Origin of the sequence: Aurantimicrobium minutum (assembly GCF_029894165.1) — a bacterium.
GTDB lineage: Bacteria > Actinomycetota > Actinomycetes > Actinomycetales > Microbacteriaceae > Aurantimicrobium > Aurantimicrobium minutum_A.
The window spans coordinates 129,772-143,718 of record NZ_JARXXU010000001.1 but is presented as its reverse complement, the minus strand read 5'-3'; the positions used below and the strand labels follow the sequence as shown (position 1 = coordinate 143,718).

The following is a 13,947-nucleotide window of genomic DNA, read 5'->3' as shown; positions in this document are numbered from 1 at the left end:
TAGCCTGAAAGCATGAGTGATTTAAACGAAGTAGGCGAGCGCGATAACTGGCGCTGCTGGTTGTGTGATGCCCCCGTGGACCCCGATGCGTCGGTGAACTCCGATCGTGGCCCCAGCGTGGACAGCTACTCCGTTGCGAAGACGAAGAAGAACGTCGTCACTATCGAGCGTCTCGCGCACCGTGACTGCAACACCATGAAGGGTAAGAAGGCACCTGTCGTTCCCTGGTCGCCCGAGCTCTTGGTCGTCGACCCTTCGCCCATTGTCGCCACGGTGGATCGCCTGCAGCGCAAGGGTGGCCGGGAAGTCATTGCCCGCTGCCCCAGTCAGGAAGATGCCGACCAGGCGTCCGAGTGGTTGCTGGATCGACTCTCCCGGTACGCGCCAGATCTCGACGCGACCACACAGATCGCTTCTGGTGGCGGGCAATACATGTTGTTCTTGGTGGCGAACTAGTCTTTCTGCTGTGCTTGAGCTCGACGTTTGGCCACAACCGAGAGATAGATCGAGAACAACACAGCAAAGAGGACGCCAGAGATCGCGCTGGTCAACAGCACGGAACCTACGGTTCCTCCGCTAATGACCATGTTGACCGTGAATGCAATACACGTGAAAACGATAAAGATGTAAATTCCACGAACCCAGGGATTTTTCATATCTGCAGTCTTCTCCTGAAATTCTTCAAAGGCAATAGCCACGCCCGCAGTGGCCTGTTAGTTTGAGGACATGAGCGGATATGAAGTCGTCAACATTGGTGCCCCTGATTCCTGGCGTGAACACTTCGGAGGATTCAGACCTGATACGTCCCGAGATGGTCGCCGCGTGGTTGACCACGAGATGACAAATCAATACATCGGCATGACAGCCAATGCGCTGGAACCAGGCGAAGAAGCCGGATACTGGCACACCCACTCCGACGTGGAGGAACTGTATGTTTTCCTCGCCGGCGAGGGCCAGATGGGCCTCGGCGATGATCTGGTCGAGGTCGCAGCTGGATCAGTTGTGCGGGTGAGTCCAGGAACGTGGCGCACATGGCGTGCAACGCCAGGCGGCACGGGGCAGCTGCAGTGGTTGTGTATTCGTGCAGGTTCGACGGAGCTTGCCCACTTCCCGGACGATGCCACCAAGGACGTCGAACGTCCCATGTTGTGGTGAGTTAGTACTCACCCTTCACAACAAAAAAGCTGCCGCGAATTTCGCCGGCAAGCTTGGACTTCATGCGCGCAAACTTAAACTTTGTCGCGAGCTCCTCGGGAATGTCCATGCCCATAGAGAGCTTGAAGCCAACGGCGCGCTTTTTCGCTGAGTCCACGGTGTACAGCACGTTGACAGCCAGACCGCTTTCATAGAACACATAGGTCCAGCGCACGAGACCTTCGGCAGCGTCCACCATCATCTCGGTGACTTCGAGCGGCTTTGAGGAGATCACAATGTCGCGCTCGAGTAAAACCTTGGCCACGTAGTCCACAAGCTCGGGGGCTTCGCTGGCAGGGGTAGTTTCAAAAACTATGTCGTACTTGTTTTTGAAGTAGCGGGCCTCATTAGCTCGCAGACCAGCGAGGTTGTCCGCCCAGGGGGAAGACTCGAGTCCAGTTGTGGAGACGTTGACGAAATCTATGGGTGTTCCCAATGCGTGACCTTCTTCGAGTTGAAACTTTAGCCTTCAACCGAGCTTAGGGTCAGGGCTACACACAATGTACACAAGTGCTACAAAGAAATGACGTTCAGGCCCTCACTCTGGGCGGCTTGTGCCAGTCGGGCGTCAAGAGTTGCGAGGGAGGCATGGTGTTCTATCGCAGTGTGAAGAACGAGTGCGTCGGGCATTCTCAACTGAGTGCGTGCACGGACGTAAGCAAGATTAATGCTGTCTGCCTGATCGAGCGGGGCAACCTTGATCCCTAATGATGTGATGTTTCTCAACATCACATCTATCTGTCCATTACGTGCTGGGTGGACCATTGCCTCGGAAAGGGTAAGTGAAGAAATAACAAGTGTGTCGTCAACAGAGTCAATGAAGAGATCAACAGCCCATCCGTGATGAGCGTCCTGTGAGGAGAGCAGTGCGATCAGGACATTAGCGTCCAGAACAATTACTCGGGCCATTCGTTCAATAACTCTTCACGCCAGCCAAGTGGCCATACCCCGTTCATGCTGCCCGCTATTTCACGGATTGCTCGTTCTCTGTCGAGTTTCTTATTTTCGACGCGGAGGTGAACTGCCTCTATGCCTTCCGACAGAATTTTCTGCAAAAGTTTGCTTCTCTCTGAAGCAACCTCAGGCCACAAGGCACTCGCTTCATCGAGGGCGCGTTCGATGGGAGCAGTCTCGGTAATCATGTGTCGTTGACGCGCGGTGGGCATAGTCAAAGTGTAACACTTTGTTCTAAGTGTTACACCGCCTATAGGTGAACTTCGAATTAGGCCGAGGGTGCACCTAAGGGGAAGACATCTAGATTCCACCACTTGGCCATGGGGAGCTCTTCAACCGTTGTGGCGGCAGCGACTGGGTTTTCTGCCCTGACTTCCAGGAACACAGTCCCGCGGCCGAGAGAAAGTTTCACCGATTCGAGTCGACCTGCGCTTTGCAACGACTGCACTGCCGCTTGTTCTTCTGCGACAACAGCAAAGACGTCATCCATGTTTGTTCCAGGCTTAAAAGTACACACCACCATAAACGCGTTCATTTGTGACTCCATTGTTTGTTGTTGAGGTCTAGAACATTCAGGGAACAAGCTTTATTCCTGGGCGATTGTTAATTGTGCGCTAGTTGACGTGGTCCGGGTTCATCCAGAACAAATCCCACAGGTGTCCATCGAGATCTTCAAAACCCCAGCTGAACATAAAGCCATGGTCTTCCGGGTCGTTGATTCGCCTGGCACCCATTCCAAAAGCTTTCTCGGACAGGGACTTCACTTCATCGATTGATTCACACGAGAAAGCGAAAATGGCTTCGGTGGAGGTCGTGGGAGCGATCGGTTTGTCGATGAAACCGGAGAATTTTTCATGCTCAATCAACATCACGTAAATGGTTTCGTTGACGATCATGCAGGTTGATTGGTCATCGGTAAATTGCGCGTTAAACGTGAAGCCGAGTTCTGTGAAGAATTCCACAGACTTCTGGACACTTGCGACAGGGAGATTAACAAAGATGGAGGTGAGCATGAACTCACTGTAATGGCGGAGTTCAAGACTCGATAGTCCTGGGGGAAATGAGAATGCCCCCGATTTCTCAGGGGCATTTCAACTGTCTCAACCAGTTATCGGTTGGCTTTCGCCACCGCGGAAGATGGGGGATTCGAACCCCCGAGGGCGTTAACCCAACACGCTTTCCAAGCGTGCGCCATAGGCCACTAGGCGAATCCTCCTCGCGACCCGCTCACTTGCGTGAGAGGACAACATAAATATTCTAACTGCTTCCACGGGGTGCTGACGAACTCGCGTGGATGCACCCTCGGAGTGTGCTTTACACTTGTAACTGGCTCCTCGCGTGGCGCCATCCAGGCCAACTCCCCCAGGACGGAAACGTAGCAAGGGTAACCGGGCTCTGGCGGGTGCGCGAGGGGTCCTTTTTATTGTGCTCAGAGCGTGAGGTTATCCCCACCAGCCTGGCTGCGATGTCGGCTAAGCCAAGTACGATTGAGCTGTGGCTACCGCACTGTATCGCCGTTACCGGCCAGAATCTTTCGCTGACGTGATTGGGCAATCCCACGTCACCGAACCGCTGATGACGGCGCTGCGGACCAACCGGGTCAACCATGCCTACCTCTTCAGTGGACCCCGTGGCTGCGGCAAGACGACCTCTGCTCGAATCTTGGCCCGATGCCTCAACTGTGCAGAAGGCCCCACCGATACACCCTGTGGTGTGTGCCCGAGCTGTGTGGAACTTTCCCGAGATGGTGGTGGCTCACTCGACGTCGTCGAGATCGATGCCGCCAGTCACAACGGTGTCGATGATGCTCGCGACCTTCGTGAACGTGCCGTCTTTGCTCCTGCGCGTGACCGCTACAAAATCTTCATCCTCGATGAGGCCCACATGGTCACCCCGCAAGGCTTTAACGCTTTGCTCAAGTTGGTAGAAGAACCCCCCGAGCACGTGAAGTTCATCTTCGCGACCACCGAACCGGAAAAGGTCATCGGCACCATTCGCTCGCGCACCCACCACTATCCCTTCCGTTTGATTCCTCCTGCACAGATGCTCGAGTACTGCGAGAGCCTGTGTGCACAAGAGAAGATCAGCGTGGAGCCGGGAGTTCTCGCACTCGTCGTCCGTGCGGGTGGCGGTTCCGCCCGCGACACCCTGTCTCTGCTCGATCAACTCATTGCGGGTTCTGAAAACGATGCCGTCACCTATGAGCGTGCAGTGTCCCTCCTCGGATACACCCACAGCGCTCTCCTGGATGAAGCCGTGGATGCCCTCGCAGCTGCCGATCCCGCGGCCGCGTTTGATGCTGTGGACCGGGTGATTCACACGGGCCAGGACCCTCGTCGTTTTGTGGAAGATCTTCTCGAGCGCCTGCGTGACCTCATTCTTGTTGCCGCCACGGGCGCAAACGCAACCGCTGTGCTTCGCGGCATCCCTGCGGATGAACTCGAACGTATGCAGGCCCAGGCAACAAACTTTGGTTCAGCTGAACTCTCTCGTGCGGCAGATGTGGTGAACTCTTCTCTCACCGAAATGACGGGAGCAACATCTCCCCGTCTGCACCTCGAGCTCATGATTGCCCGCCTGCTGGTTCGCGCGGGGGGTGCTCCCGCCGTTGGGTCTGCAGCTGCAGCACCTGTTGCTGCCCCGGTAGCAAAACCTGCTGTTGCTGCGCCGTCTGCTCCCCCTGCGCCCTCTGGCACTTCAACGCCAGCCATTGCGCCCGTTGAAAAGGTTCACGCTCCTGTTGTTCCTGCAATTCCTGCACCTGCTCCTGCAGCCGAGGTGGAAGCACCTCAGGTTGTTGTTCCCACGGGTCCCGTGGGAACGCGAGAGCTGCTCGAGGCATGGCCCTCCGTCTTGGATCTCATTCAGAAGAAGAGCCGCGCCGCGTGGCTAGTCGTTGTTTCGGCACAGGTGCGCTCTCTGGAAGATGACGTGCTCACATTGGTTTTCAGCAATGAAGCAGATGCGGCATCCTTTAGACCTCAAAAGGGTGTGCCCGGCGGTGTGCACGAGATTCTGCGCCAAGCCATCGTGGACACTCTCGGTGTTCGCGTAGCCTTTAAAGTCTCGAGTGACACCACCGCAACGGCACCCATTGATCGCCTGACCCCGACCGGTTCGGTTCCCGCACCTGCAGCATCGCCGAACGCGCCTCGCGAGTTTGCAACCCCTGCACCAGCAGAAGAAGAGCCGCCGCTTCCCCAGGAGCCACCTGTCAATCTGGAAGAGGAACCACCACTTCCTGAAGCTCCTTCAGATGACGGGTGGGATGTTGTGGCCATTCCAGGTGGAGATACTCCTGCCGTGCTCATGGTGGAAGAGGTTGTTGCAGAGGTTGTGGTGGAGACACCCGCTGATGTTCCTGTACAGCCCGTGAAGCAGCTCACCCCGGAACAGGCTGCTGTCGAAGATGCCCGATACGGCGAAGCCGTTGTGCGGGAATTGCTTGATGCCAAGTTCATCGCAGAAGAAGTAACTGCTCCCACCCCAATCGTCACTCCTGAGGTCTAGGAATGTACGACGGGATAGTTCAAGAACTCATTGATGAGCTCGGGCGTCTGCCAGGTATTGGGCCCAAGTCTGCTCAGCGCATTGCGTTCCATATTCTGCAGACGGAATCCTTTGATGTTTCCCGCCTTGCCTCTGTCCTGGTCGAGGTGCGCGAGAAGGTGAAGTTCTGCGACATCTGCGGCAACGTCAGTGAAGAAGTCACCTGCGGTATTTGCCGGGATCCTCGCCGTGACCCCACATATATCTGCGTTGTCGAAGAAGCTAAAGATGTGGTTGCCATTGAGCGCACTCGCGAATTCCGTGGGCTTTATCATGTGCTCGGCGGAGCTATCAGTCCCATTGACGGTATCGGACCCGATGATCTGCGTATACGCCAACTCATGACTCGGTTGGCTGATGGCACGGTCACCGAAGTCATCATTGCGACAGACCCCAATCTTGAGGGCGAAGCAACGGCGACCTATCTCTCACGACTTTTGAAAACCCTCGAAATTAAAGTTTCACGTCTGGCTTCGGGTCTTCCCGTCGGCGGAGACCTGGAATACGCAGATGAAGTCACACTGGGCCGTGCATTTGAGGGTCGTCGTACCGTTTCCTAGCGGAGGCTCTTTTCCGGCGAAACATGCCAGAAACTCCCCGTAGAATAGAGACTCCTGCTCGTGTGAAATGCAGCCGCGAGCTTTTCTCTTTGTTTTCCAGGAGTTATCTACCGTGAGCTTGATTGTGCAGAAGTTTGGCGGATCTTCCGTCGCAGATGCTGAGAGCATCAAGCGCGTCGCCAAGCGCATTGTCGAGACCAAAGAGGCCGGAAACGACGTTGTGGTCGTGGTTTCTGCCATGGGCGACACCACGGACGAACTGATGGACCTCGCGAACGAAGTGTCCTCCTCCCACGCACCCCGTGAACTCGACATGCTTCTCACCGCTGGTGAACGTATTTCTATGGCTTTGGTTGCGATGGCTGTGCGTTCGCTCGGATATGAAGCAAAGTCCTTCACCGGGAGCCAGGCAGGCATGATCACCGATGCCCAGCACGGAACTGCTCGCATCGTGGAGGTCACCCCCGGTCGTCTGCGTGATGCCGTAGCAGACGGCGACATCGCCATTGTGGCTGGTTTCCAGGGCTTCAACCGCTCGACCGGTGACATCACCACCTTGGGCCGTGGCGGTTCGGATACGTCTGCTGTGGCATTGGCTGCGGCACTCGAGGCAGATGTCTGCGAGATTTACACCGACGTGGACGGTGTCTTCACTGCCGATCCTCGTGTGGTTCCCAACGCGTCCAAGATTCACCGTATCTCCAGCGAAGAAATGCTCGAGCTGGCAGCCAGCGGTGCCAAAGTTCTCAACATTCGCGCAACAGAATATGCCCGCCGTCACGGCGTGACATTGCACGTGCGTTCCTCGTTCGTATCCGACGAGGGAACAATTGTGTACAACCCCACGGAGGGAGAAACAGTGGAAGAGCCCATCATCACCGGTGTTGCTGGTGACCTGAGCGAGGCCAAGATCACCGTCGCAGGTGTTCCAGATGTGCCAGGTAAGGCAGCACAGATCTTCACGATCGTGGCCGAGGCAGACATCAACATTGACATGATCGTGCAGAACGTGTCCTCTGGTGGCTCAGGTCAGACCGATATTTCCTTCACCCTGCCCAAGGCAGAGGCTGATGCTGCTCTGGCTGCTCTTCAGGCTGCTCAGTCGCAGGTGGGATTCACAGACCTGGCCCTGGACGAAAACATTGGCAAGCTTTCCGTCGTCGGTGCCGGGATGCGCACCAGCTCGGGTGTCTCTGCTCAACTGTTCACCGCACTGTTTGAAGCGGGTGTCAACATCGACATGATCTCCACGTCCGAGATTCGAATCTCGGTCATCATGCGTGCTGACCAGCTCAACGAAGCACTGCGGAAGGTTCACACTGCATTCGGTCTTGACTCTGATGTTGAGGCTGTCGTTCACGCGGGAACCGGCCGATGACCGCGATTGCCCCCGAGGGGCTCAACATTGCCGTGGTCGGTGCAACCGGCCAGGTCGGTAAGGTCATGCGTCGCCTCCTCGAGGAGCGTAACTTCCCCGTGAAGTCGATTCGTTTCTTCGCCTCTGCACGTTCGGCTGGAACAGTACTTCCATTTGCTGGTCACGACGTTGTCGTGGAAGACGTGGAAACAGCCGATCCTTCCGGCATCGATGTCGCTCTGTTCTCCGCGGGAGCTACCGCTTCCCGCGCCCAGGCGCCTCGCTTCGCTGCAGCGGGTGTGACCGTTGTCGACAACTCTTCTGCATGGCGCATGGACCCCGAGGTTCCACTGGTGGTCTCTGAAGTCAACCCTCACGCCATCAAGCAGGCTGCGAAGGGCATTATTGCGAACCCTAACTGCACCACCATGGCGGCTATGCCCGCACTCAAGGTGTTGCATGCTGAGGCGGGCCTGGAGCGCATGAGCGTCACCACCTTCCAAGCGGTATCTGGTTCGGGTCTTGCCGGTGCTGAAGAATTGGCTAACCAGGTTCGTGCAGCCGTGGAGCAGGGCAACTTGGAGGACCTCGTTCACGATGGTTCAGCCATCGACTTCCCCGCACCGGTCAAGTATGTAAAGACCATTGCATTTGATGTTGTTCCGCTGGCAGGTGCCATCGTGGAAGACGGTCTCAACGAAACCGACGAAGAGAAGAAGCTTCGTAACGAGAGCCGCAAGATTCTTGAAATCCCAGGTCTCCTGGTTTCAGGCCTCTGCGTTCGCGTTCCTGTCTTCACCGGGCACTCACTTTCCATCAACGCAGAGTTCGGGAAGCCACTTTCTCCAGAACGCGCACGTGAATTGCTCGCGACGGCACCCGGTGTTCAGCTGGAAGAAGTTCCCACGCCTTTGCAGGCCGCAGGTGCGGACCCCAGCTTCGTCGGACGTATTCGTGCTGACGAAACCGTCGACGGTGGCCGTGGCCTGGCGCTGTTTGTGAGCAACGACAACCTGCGTAAGGGTGCTGCCCTCAACGCCGTCCAGATTGCGGAACTGATTGCGGCGGACCAGTCGTAGCCCGTTCTGTTGACGCTTCGAAGGCCACCTGAGAGTTCCTCTCGGGTGGCCTTCAGCTTTTCCTCCCGGTAGGTGGGATACCCGAGGCACGAGCACGTGCCTATTTCCCCGTAAACTGGCGGATGTGAATGCAAAGACAGTCGACGTTGCCCTGATTGGTGGCGGCATCATGAGTGCCACTCTCGGCGCTCTGATTAAGCAGCTCCAACCCGACTGGAGTATTCAGGTTTTTGAACGTCTGGGTGAGGTTGCCCAGGAAAGCTCCAACGCGTGGAACAACGCCGGTACCGGTCACGCAGGCCTGTGTGAACTGAACTACATGCCGCAGGCACCTGACGGTTCCGTAGAAGCTTCCAAAGCTGTTGCGATCAATGAGCAGTTCCAGGTCTCTCTGCAGTTCTGGGCATATATGGTTGCCGCCAAGATGTTGGATGCCCCCACGTCGTTTATTAACTCCACCCCCCACATGACTTTCGTGTGGGGTCAGGACAACGTGGAGTATCTGCGCAAGCGCTTCACTGTGCTGAAGGATGAGCCCCTTTTCGCCGGGATGGAATATTCCGAGGACCCTGCCGTCATCGGCACCTGGACGCCCTTGCTTATGGACGGTCGCACCGGAAATGAGCCCATCGCGGCAACCCGTATCACCTCCGGGACAGACGTTGACTATGGCGCACTAACCAGACAGCTCCTCAACTACATCACCGCCAACGGTGCCACGCTGAGCACGGGCAAGCAGGTGACGAGCTTGACCCAGCTCAAGAATGGTCACTGGAAAATTAAGCTGCGTGACTCCGTCGGCAACACTCCTCATCAGCTCACCGCCAAGTTCGTATTTGTCGGCGCCGGTGGCGGAGCATTGTCGCTGTTGCAAAGCGCCGGTATTCCGGAAGCCAAGGGCTTCGGCGGATTCCCCATCTCGGGACAATTCCTCCGCACCACCAACCCCGCCATCGTCGCTCGCCACCAGGCCAAGGTCTATGGCAAGGCATCCGTGGGTGCACCACCCATGTCCGTACCCCACCTCGACACCCGTGTGGTCGATGGCGAGAAATCACTCTTGTTCGGACCATTTGCGGGCTTCACGCCCAAGTTCCTTAAAGAAGGATCCTGGTTTGACCTTCCCGGTTCCATTCGTGCCAACAACATTCTTCCCATGGTTGCTGTGGGTGCGACCAACCTTGACCTGATCAAGTACTTGGTCGGCGAAGTTGTGGCCAGCCCCGAGAAGAAACTCAACGCTCTGCGTGAATTCTTCCCAGATGCACAGCACGAGGATTGGGAACTCATCACAGCTGGACAGCGCGTTCAGGTGATGAAGAAGGACCCCAAGAAGGTGGGTGTTCTCCAGTTCGGTACGGAAGTCATTTCTGCCGCAGACGGCACCATCGCAGGTCTGCTCGGTGCGTCACCGGGAGCTTCTGTCTCCGTCCCCGTCATGCTGGATGTTCTCCAGCGCTGCTTCCCTCACGATTTCAAGAAATGGGAGCCAGAGATCACCAAGATGATCCCGAGCTTCGGAACACGCCTCTCAGACAACCCCGACGTGGCTAAGAAGTCTTTCGCAGCATCAGCAAAGGCTCTCAAACTCTCCAAATAGGGAAGACTTGTAGGCGATAGCCAACACAAACACAAGGGGGGTGTGACATGCAGCAGTTAGGTATACCCAGCAAGCTCGCGCCCGTCCTCTTTGCCCAAGCACTCTCCCGTCTGTTCCTGGTCTATTCCGCGTATGCGGTCATCCTGGCTGAGCTACTGTTACTGGTCATTGCAGTACATGAACAGAACTGGACTTTTGTCGCAGCTGGTGTGGCCATTGGGATGCCAGGTTTCGTGTTGTGGCGCGTGATGTTTACCCCTATGTCTCCACTGACCGTGGCGCTCTATATCGGCACGCTGGGAACCTCGTTAGCCTTCGCCACCTGGGTTGTGTTTACCAACACCGATCAGGTGGACTCGACCATGTTCCTGCCCCTAACGTTGGTGGGCTTTGCGCTGGTGACGGCCAGTGGTGCCGCCACGCGAACCGGTGACAGGTTGGCCTGGGCGGCCGTGGGATACGTCGTCGCAAACATCGCAACTTTTGCCGGAGCTGTGGTTGCTGGAGGGACGTATGCTTTCGATATTCGTCTGCTCATCGGCTATGTCATTGTGTGTATCGCGATCATTGCAACTCCGAGACTCCTCGAAGCAAATACAAAGTTTCAAGTCACCTTTGATCGCAGTGCCGAGGAAATTGCGACCGATGCGGAGCGCAGCGTGCAGGCCCGTGCTGTTGCGGCAGAACTTCATGACACCGTTTTGGCCAACTTGGCAGTAATTTCTGCTACGAAACCAGGAATGTTGCAGGACCCCCTCCGCGAAGCGCTGCAGTCGCAACTGGCGGTCCTCGAGTCCAACACTCCCGTGACGTGGTCTGCGACTCAGGTACCAGGCAACACTGCTGAAGACCACCCAGATGTTATCTCTGAGGTGATTTCGAAGGCAGAAGCATCAGGATTAAGCGTCAACCTCAGTGGGGATCCGGGCGTATTGAATTTGCTCAGTGGGGATCACGTGGAGGCTCTCGTGGGAGCTTTGTCACAATGTTTGACCAATGTGAAACGTCACTCCGGTCAAAATGCTGTCGAAGTGGTGATTCTCAACGCTGGGGAAAACATTACGATCACCGTCATCGATGGGGGCAGTGGTTTCGAGGTTGATGCGATCCCTGAGGATCGTATGGGGCTCAAGCTTTCGGTTCGTGACCGGATCGAACAGTGCGGCGGAACGGTTCGAATCTGGTCGAGCGAGGGCCAAGGCACAGCGGTGATGTTGCAACTTCCGGTGGAACGGGGTGACACAGATGCGTAATCCAGAACGCACCATGCAACAGATCGACCCGTTAGCTGCAGGAACAAGCTGGGACGTTTCGGTATTCATCAGTATTTCGACCTGGTCATTCGCTGTCTTTGTTTCGGTCGCAAATTTCCCTCACACCAGTAACGGCTGGTTATTGCTGCTTTCCGTTGTTCTGTTCACGGCAGCAATTGTGGTGCATTTGTGGTCCTCCGCACCCAGGAATGCGCCCTATCGCCGAGTGAATTACAGCATCTTTGTTTTTCTTGCCATCTCTGCAGCAGCCCTCCAAATAGCGTCGGATGGACACGGTTACACATCGCTGACAACCATGTGGGGGCCCGTCGGTTTAGCACTAATGTTTGCTGCCTCGAGTGGGTATCGTTCACTTCCGGATCAACATTTTGCAGGCCTCGCTGCTGTTCTAGCCTTAGGAACGGTGCTCTACCTCGATGGGAGAGATGAAAATCTTCCCTTTGGTGCTCTGTATTACGCCGTCTCTGGGGTGAGCCTGATTGCCATCATCGTGTTGGGGCAGGCCAGCTATACGAACAAGGCGACCCGCATTCTTCGGGCATGGCAGAAAACAATGGCAGAGTCACCGGTTGCCCCGTCCCTCGTGGGAAATCCAGAGCTTTCACTGCCTCTGACCGAGCAGCCCCGCGCATTCTTTCTGTCGCTGCTGGAATCTGGTCGTGTGACGGAGCAGGATATTCAGAAAGCTCGTTCGCTCTCCCAGGATATTCGAGCGCAACTCGTTGAACTTTCACAGCAAACGTGGGTGGAGCGTGCGGGCTGTACTCTGCATGATCCCGAGCGGGTCCTTCCACAGCTTGACCTCTCCGCGCAGTCCTCTATTTCTGCACTCCTCAGTGGCCTCGCCAGTTTCGGTGTGACGAACATTGTGGTCTCCCTGCGGACGGACCCTGTCAGCTCGAAGTTGTCGTTTGTCATTCAAGGAACAGAAGCAGATACGGCCACCAAATCCAGCAAATTGAGAACCGATATGGCTTCCTTCCTTCGAGTGATGTATGTGGTGTTCGAAGATGTGCGTTTCATCGATAAAGATGGTCAAGTGAATGTGATGTTCTACTATGCAAGCTCATAACAAGCCACCCGTGACGTTAGCCGTGCTCGATGACCACGGTCTTCTCGTGGACAGTATTTCCAGCTGGTTTGACAGTCATGCCACTGACTTTGTTGTCACTGTCCAGGAAACATCGTGGGCCAGGTGCTTGGCTGATTCTAAATTCCCGGCACGGGTTGTGTTGATGGATTATCAACTCGCAGAACCTGTCTCGATAGAGGCTCGAGTGCTGACCTGTAAAGCAGCGGGTGCCACGGTTGTGGTGATGAGTGCATTGGGTGGAGAGGAACTTGTCGACCGCATCATGGGTGCTGGCGCAGATGCTTTCTTCGACAAGTCCACTTCGATGGCCATTGTGGCGGCCAGAATTCGTTCCCTGGTGGGTATGGAGCCCCAAGGAGTGCCTTCGCTGGGCGGAAATTCGCCCACTCAACACGCCGACGCAGTCCTTCGACCACGCCTGAGCGCCGGTGAAGAGAGGGCTCTAGTCCTGTATTGCCAAGGGTTAGCCACAAATGAGGTGGCAGAGTCAATGAATGTTCAATTTGAGACGGCGAAAACGTACTTGAGAAGGGTGCGCGAGAAGTACGCTAGAGCAGATAGACCCGCGTCCCGGCGGGCAGATTTGGTTCGGCGTGCAGCCGAGGATGGATATTTGACCTAATGGCCAAGCTTTACTTCCGTTATGGCGCGATGAACAGCGGCAAGAGCACTGCGATGCTCCAGGCCGCTTACAACTACGAAGAACGTGGCCACTCGGTCATTCTCTCCAAGCCCGCAATCGACCTGAAGGGCGACATGGGCATTCTGTCCCGTGTGGGTATTACCCGTCGCTCTGACTTCGTCATTGCCGAAGAGAGCGACGTTTACGGACTCTTCCAGCACGAGCGCGAAGAAGTCATCCGCAAGACCGGTGCTGACGTCAAGTGCTTCATGATCGATGAGGCACAGTTCCTCACCGAAGCTCAGGTTGATGACCTTCTGCGTATTGCATTGCTCGAGGACATTCCCGTGATGGCGTTTGGTATTCGCACCGACTTCCAAACCGTGGCCTTCCCCGGTTCTCGTCGCCTGCTCGAAATCGCGCACGAGATTGATGAACTCAAGACCATCTGCCGCTGTGGATCTAAAGCCATCTTTAACGCTCGCAAATACAACGAGCGGTTCATCTTCGACGGTGAGCAGGTTGCAATTGATGGTGTGGCCGTGAACTACGAGCCTCTCTGCGGTAACTGCTACCTCATCGAGAGCAATGGTGTGCTCAATGCAGGCCGCCGCCAGTGGCCTGTTGCATACTCCTTCGAGCCAGACCCTGACTTTAGCTAATCA

Annotated in this window: 17 protein-coding genes, 1 tRNA gene and 1 other RNA gene; 12 read left to right on the top strand and 7 right to left on the bottom strand. The window is 56.1% G+C overall.

Annotated elements, in window-relative coordinates:
- The first annotated feature begins 12 nt into the window (after positions 1–12).
- The gene (locus M2119_RS00725) at positions 13–456 is read left to right on the top strand and encodes a hypothetical protein (RefSeq protein ID WP_280803065.1); all 444 of its coding nucleotides are present in this window, start codon (positions 13–15) and stop codon (positions 454–456) included.
- Here the strand turns inward: M2119_RS00725 and M2119_RS00720 are convergent.
- A complete protein-coding gene (locus M2119_RS00720) occupies positions 453–656 on the bottom strand; it encodes a hypothetical protein (protein ID WP_280803064.1) in 204 nt (67 codons plus the stop codon). The two genes, M2119_RS00725 and M2119_RS00720, sit on opposite strands and share 4 nt — an antisense overlap.
- 70 nt (positions 657–726) lie before the next feature.
- Here M2119_RS00720 and M2119_RS00715 point away from each other — a divergent pair, with 70 nt between their 5' ends.
- Positions 727–1,155 (top strand): cupin domain-containing protein, encoded by a 429-nt coding sequence (locus M2119_RS00715; RefSeq protein WP_280803063.1) that lies wholly within the window; start codon positions 727–729, stop codon positions 1,153–1,155.
- 1 nt (position 1,156) lies between these two features.
- Here the strand turns inward: M2119_RS00715 and M2119_RS00710 are convergent, their stop codons facing one another.
- The 6 genes from M2119_RS00710 to M2119_RS00685 form a co-directional block, all read right to left on the bottom strand.
- Positions 1,157–1,630 carry a phage tail protein gene (locus tag M2119_RS00710; RefSeq protein WP_280803062.1) on the bottom strand — a complete coding sequence of 158 codons (474 nt, stop codon included), beginning with the start codon at positions 1,628–1,630 and terminating at the stop codon, positions 1,157–1,159.
- 77 nt (positions 1,631–1,707) lie between these two features.
- Positions 1,708–2,103: a type II toxin-antitoxin system VapC family toxin gene (locus M2119_RS00705; protein ID WP_280803061.1), complete on the bottom strand. Its 396-nt coding sequence runs from the start codon at positions 2,101–2,103 to the stop codon at positions 1,708–1,710.
- On the bottom strand, positions 2,091–2,360 hold the full coding sequence (locus M2119_RS00700; protein ID WP_280803060.1) for a hypothetical protein: 270 nt from the start codon (positions 2,358–2,360) through the stop codon (positions 2,091–2,093). Before M2119_RS00700 ends, M2119_RS00705 begins: the two co-directional genes overlap by 13 nt.
- A gap of 56 nt (positions 2,361–2,416) precedes the next feature.
- Positions 2,417–2,683: a muconolactone Delta-isomerase family protein gene (locus M2119_RS00695; RefSeq protein ID WP_280803059.1), complete on the bottom strand. Its 267-nt coding sequence runs from the start codon at positions 2,681–2,683 to the stop codon at positions 2,417–2,419.
- A 79-nt stretch (positions 2,684–2,762) separates the two neighbouring features.
- Entirely contained in the window at positions 2,763–3,161 is a 399-nt protein-coding gene (locus tag M2119_RS00690) for a VOC family protein (RefSeq protein ID WP_280803058.1), read from the bottom strand.
- 118 nt (positions 3,162–3,279) lie between these two features.
- A tRNA-Ser gene (locus tag M2119_RS00685) sits at positions 3,280–3,364 on the bottom strand.
- 109 nt (positions 3,365–3,473) lie between these two features.
- Here M2119_RS00685 and ffs point away from each other — a divergent pair.
- From ffs to M2119_RS00635, 10 genes are all read left to right on the top strand, one after another.
- Positions 3,474–3,570: signal recognition particle sRNA small type (gene ffs, locus M2119_RS00680), an RNA gene on the top strand.
- 72 nt (positions 3,571–3,642) lie between these two features.
- Complete coding sequence (locus M2119_RS00675; protein WP_280803057.1) at positions 3,643–5,658, top strand: DNA polymerase III subunit gamma and tau; 2,016 nt, start codon at positions 3,643–3,645, stop codon at positions 5,656–5,658.
- Between the two features lie 2 nt (positions 5,659–5,660).
- On the top strand, positions 5,661–6,257 hold the full coding sequence (gene recR, locus M2119_RS00670) for a recombination mediator RecR (RefSeq protein ID WP_280803056.1): 597 nt from the start codon (positions 5,661–5,663) through the stop codon (positions 6,255–6,257).
- Between the two features lie 112 nt (positions 6,258–6,369).
- Complete coding sequence (locus M2119_RS00665) at positions 6,370–7,635, top strand: aspartate kinase (RefSeq protein WP_280803055.1); 1,266 nt, start codon at positions 6,370–6,372, stop codon at positions 7,633–7,635.
- Positions 7,632–8,693 carry an aspartate-semialdehyde dehydrogenase gene (locus tag M2119_RS00660; protein WP_280803054.1) on the top strand — a complete coding sequence of 354 codons (1,062 nt, stop codon included), beginning with the start codon at positions 7,632–7,634 and terminating at the stop codon, positions 8,691–8,693. Before M2119_RS00665 ends, M2119_RS00660 begins: the two co-directional genes overlap by 4 nt.
- Before the next feature lie 124 nt (positions 8,694–8,817).
- Positions 8,818–10,293, top strand: a complete 1,476-nt coding sequence (locus M2119_RS00655; protein WP_280803053.1) for a malate:quinone oxidoreductase — start codon at positions 8,818–8,820, stop codon at positions 10,291–10,293.
- 47 nt (positions 10,294–10,340) lie between these two features.
- Positions 10,341–11,546: a sensor histidine kinase gene (locus M2119_RS00650; RefSeq protein WP_280803052.1), complete on the top strand. Its 1,206-nt coding sequence runs from the start codon at positions 10,341–10,343 to the stop codon at positions 11,544–11,546.
- Complete coding sequence (locus M2119_RS00645; RefSeq protein ID WP_280803051.1) at positions 11,539–12,639, top strand: hypothetical protein; 1,101 nt, start codon at positions 11,539–11,541, stop codon at positions 12,637–12,639. Before M2119_RS00650 ends, M2119_RS00645 begins: the two co-directional genes overlap by 8 nt.
- Complete coding sequence (locus tag M2119_RS00640) at positions 12,626–13,282, top strand: DNA-binding response regulator (protein ID WP_280803050.1); 657 nt, start codon at positions 12,626–12,628, stop codon at positions 13,280–13,282. Before M2119_RS00645 ends, M2119_RS00640 begins: the two co-directional genes overlap by 14 nt.
- On the top strand, positions 13,282–13,944 hold the full coding sequence (locus M2119_RS00635; RefSeq protein ID WP_280803049.1) for a thymidine kinase: 663 nt from the start codon (positions 13,282–13,284) through the stop codon (positions 13,942–13,944). Before M2119_RS00640 ends, M2119_RS00635 begins: the two co-directional genes overlap by 1 nt.
- Positions 13,945–13,947: the final 3 nt, after the last annotated feature.

What these genes read in the sequence shown, in the direction of transcription:
- M2119_RS00725 (WP_280803065.1), top strand. Translation starts at nt 13, where the DNA reads ATGAGTGATTTAAACGAAGTAGGCGAGCGCGATAACTGGCGCTGCTGG.
- M2119_RS00720 (WP_280803064.1), bottom strand. Translation starts at nt 656, where the DNA reads ATGAAAAATCCCTGGGTTCGTGGAATTTACATCTTTATCGTTTTCACG.
- M2119_RS00715 (WP_280803063.1), top strand. Translation starts at nt 727, where the DNA reads ATGAGCGGATATGAAGTCGTCAACATTGGTGCCCCTGATTCCTGGCGT.
- M2119_RS00705 (WP_280803061.1), bottom strand. Translation starts at nt 2,103, where the DNA reads ATGGCCCGAGTAATTGTTCTGGACGCTAATGTCCTGATCGCACTGCTC.
- M2119_RS00700 (WP_280803060.1), bottom strand. Translation starts at nt 2,360, where the DNA reads ATGCCCACCGCGCGTCAACGACACATGATTACCGAGACTGCTCCCATC.
- M2119_RS00695 (WP_280803059.1), bottom strand. Translation starts at nt 2,683, where the DNA reads ATGAACGCGTTTATGGTGGTGTGTACTTTTAAGCCTGGAACAAACATG.
- M2119_RS00690 (WP_280803058.1), bottom strand. Translation starts at nt 3,161, where the DNA reads ATGCTCACCTCCATCTTTGTTAATCTCCCTGTCGCAAGTGTCCAGAAG.
- recR (WP_280803056.1), top strand. Translation starts at nt 5,661, where the DNA reads ATGTACGACGGGATAGTTCAAGAACTCATTGATGAGCTCGGGCGTCTG.
- M2119_RS00660 (WP_280803054.1), top strand. Translation starts at nt 7,632, where the DNA reads ATGACCGCGATTGCCCCCGAGGGGCTCAACATTGCCGTGGTCGGTGCA.
- M2119_RS00650 (WP_280803052.1), top strand. Translation starts at nt 10,341, where the DNA reads ATGCAGCAGTTAGGTATACCCAGCAAGCTCGCGCCCGTCCTCTTTGCC.
- M2119_RS00645 (WP_280803051.1), top strand. Translation starts at nt 11,539, where the DNA reads ATGCGTAATCCAGAACGCACCATGCAACAGATCGACCCGTTAGCTGCA.
- M2119_RS00640 (WP_280803050.1), top strand. Translation starts at nt 12,626, where the DNA reads ATGCAAGCTCATAACAAGCCACCCGTGACGTTAGCCGTGCTCGATGAC.
- M2119_RS00635 (WP_280803049.1), top strand. Translation starts at nt 13,282, where the DNA reads ATGGCCAAGCTTTACTTCCGTTATGGCGCGATGAACAGCGGCAAGAGC.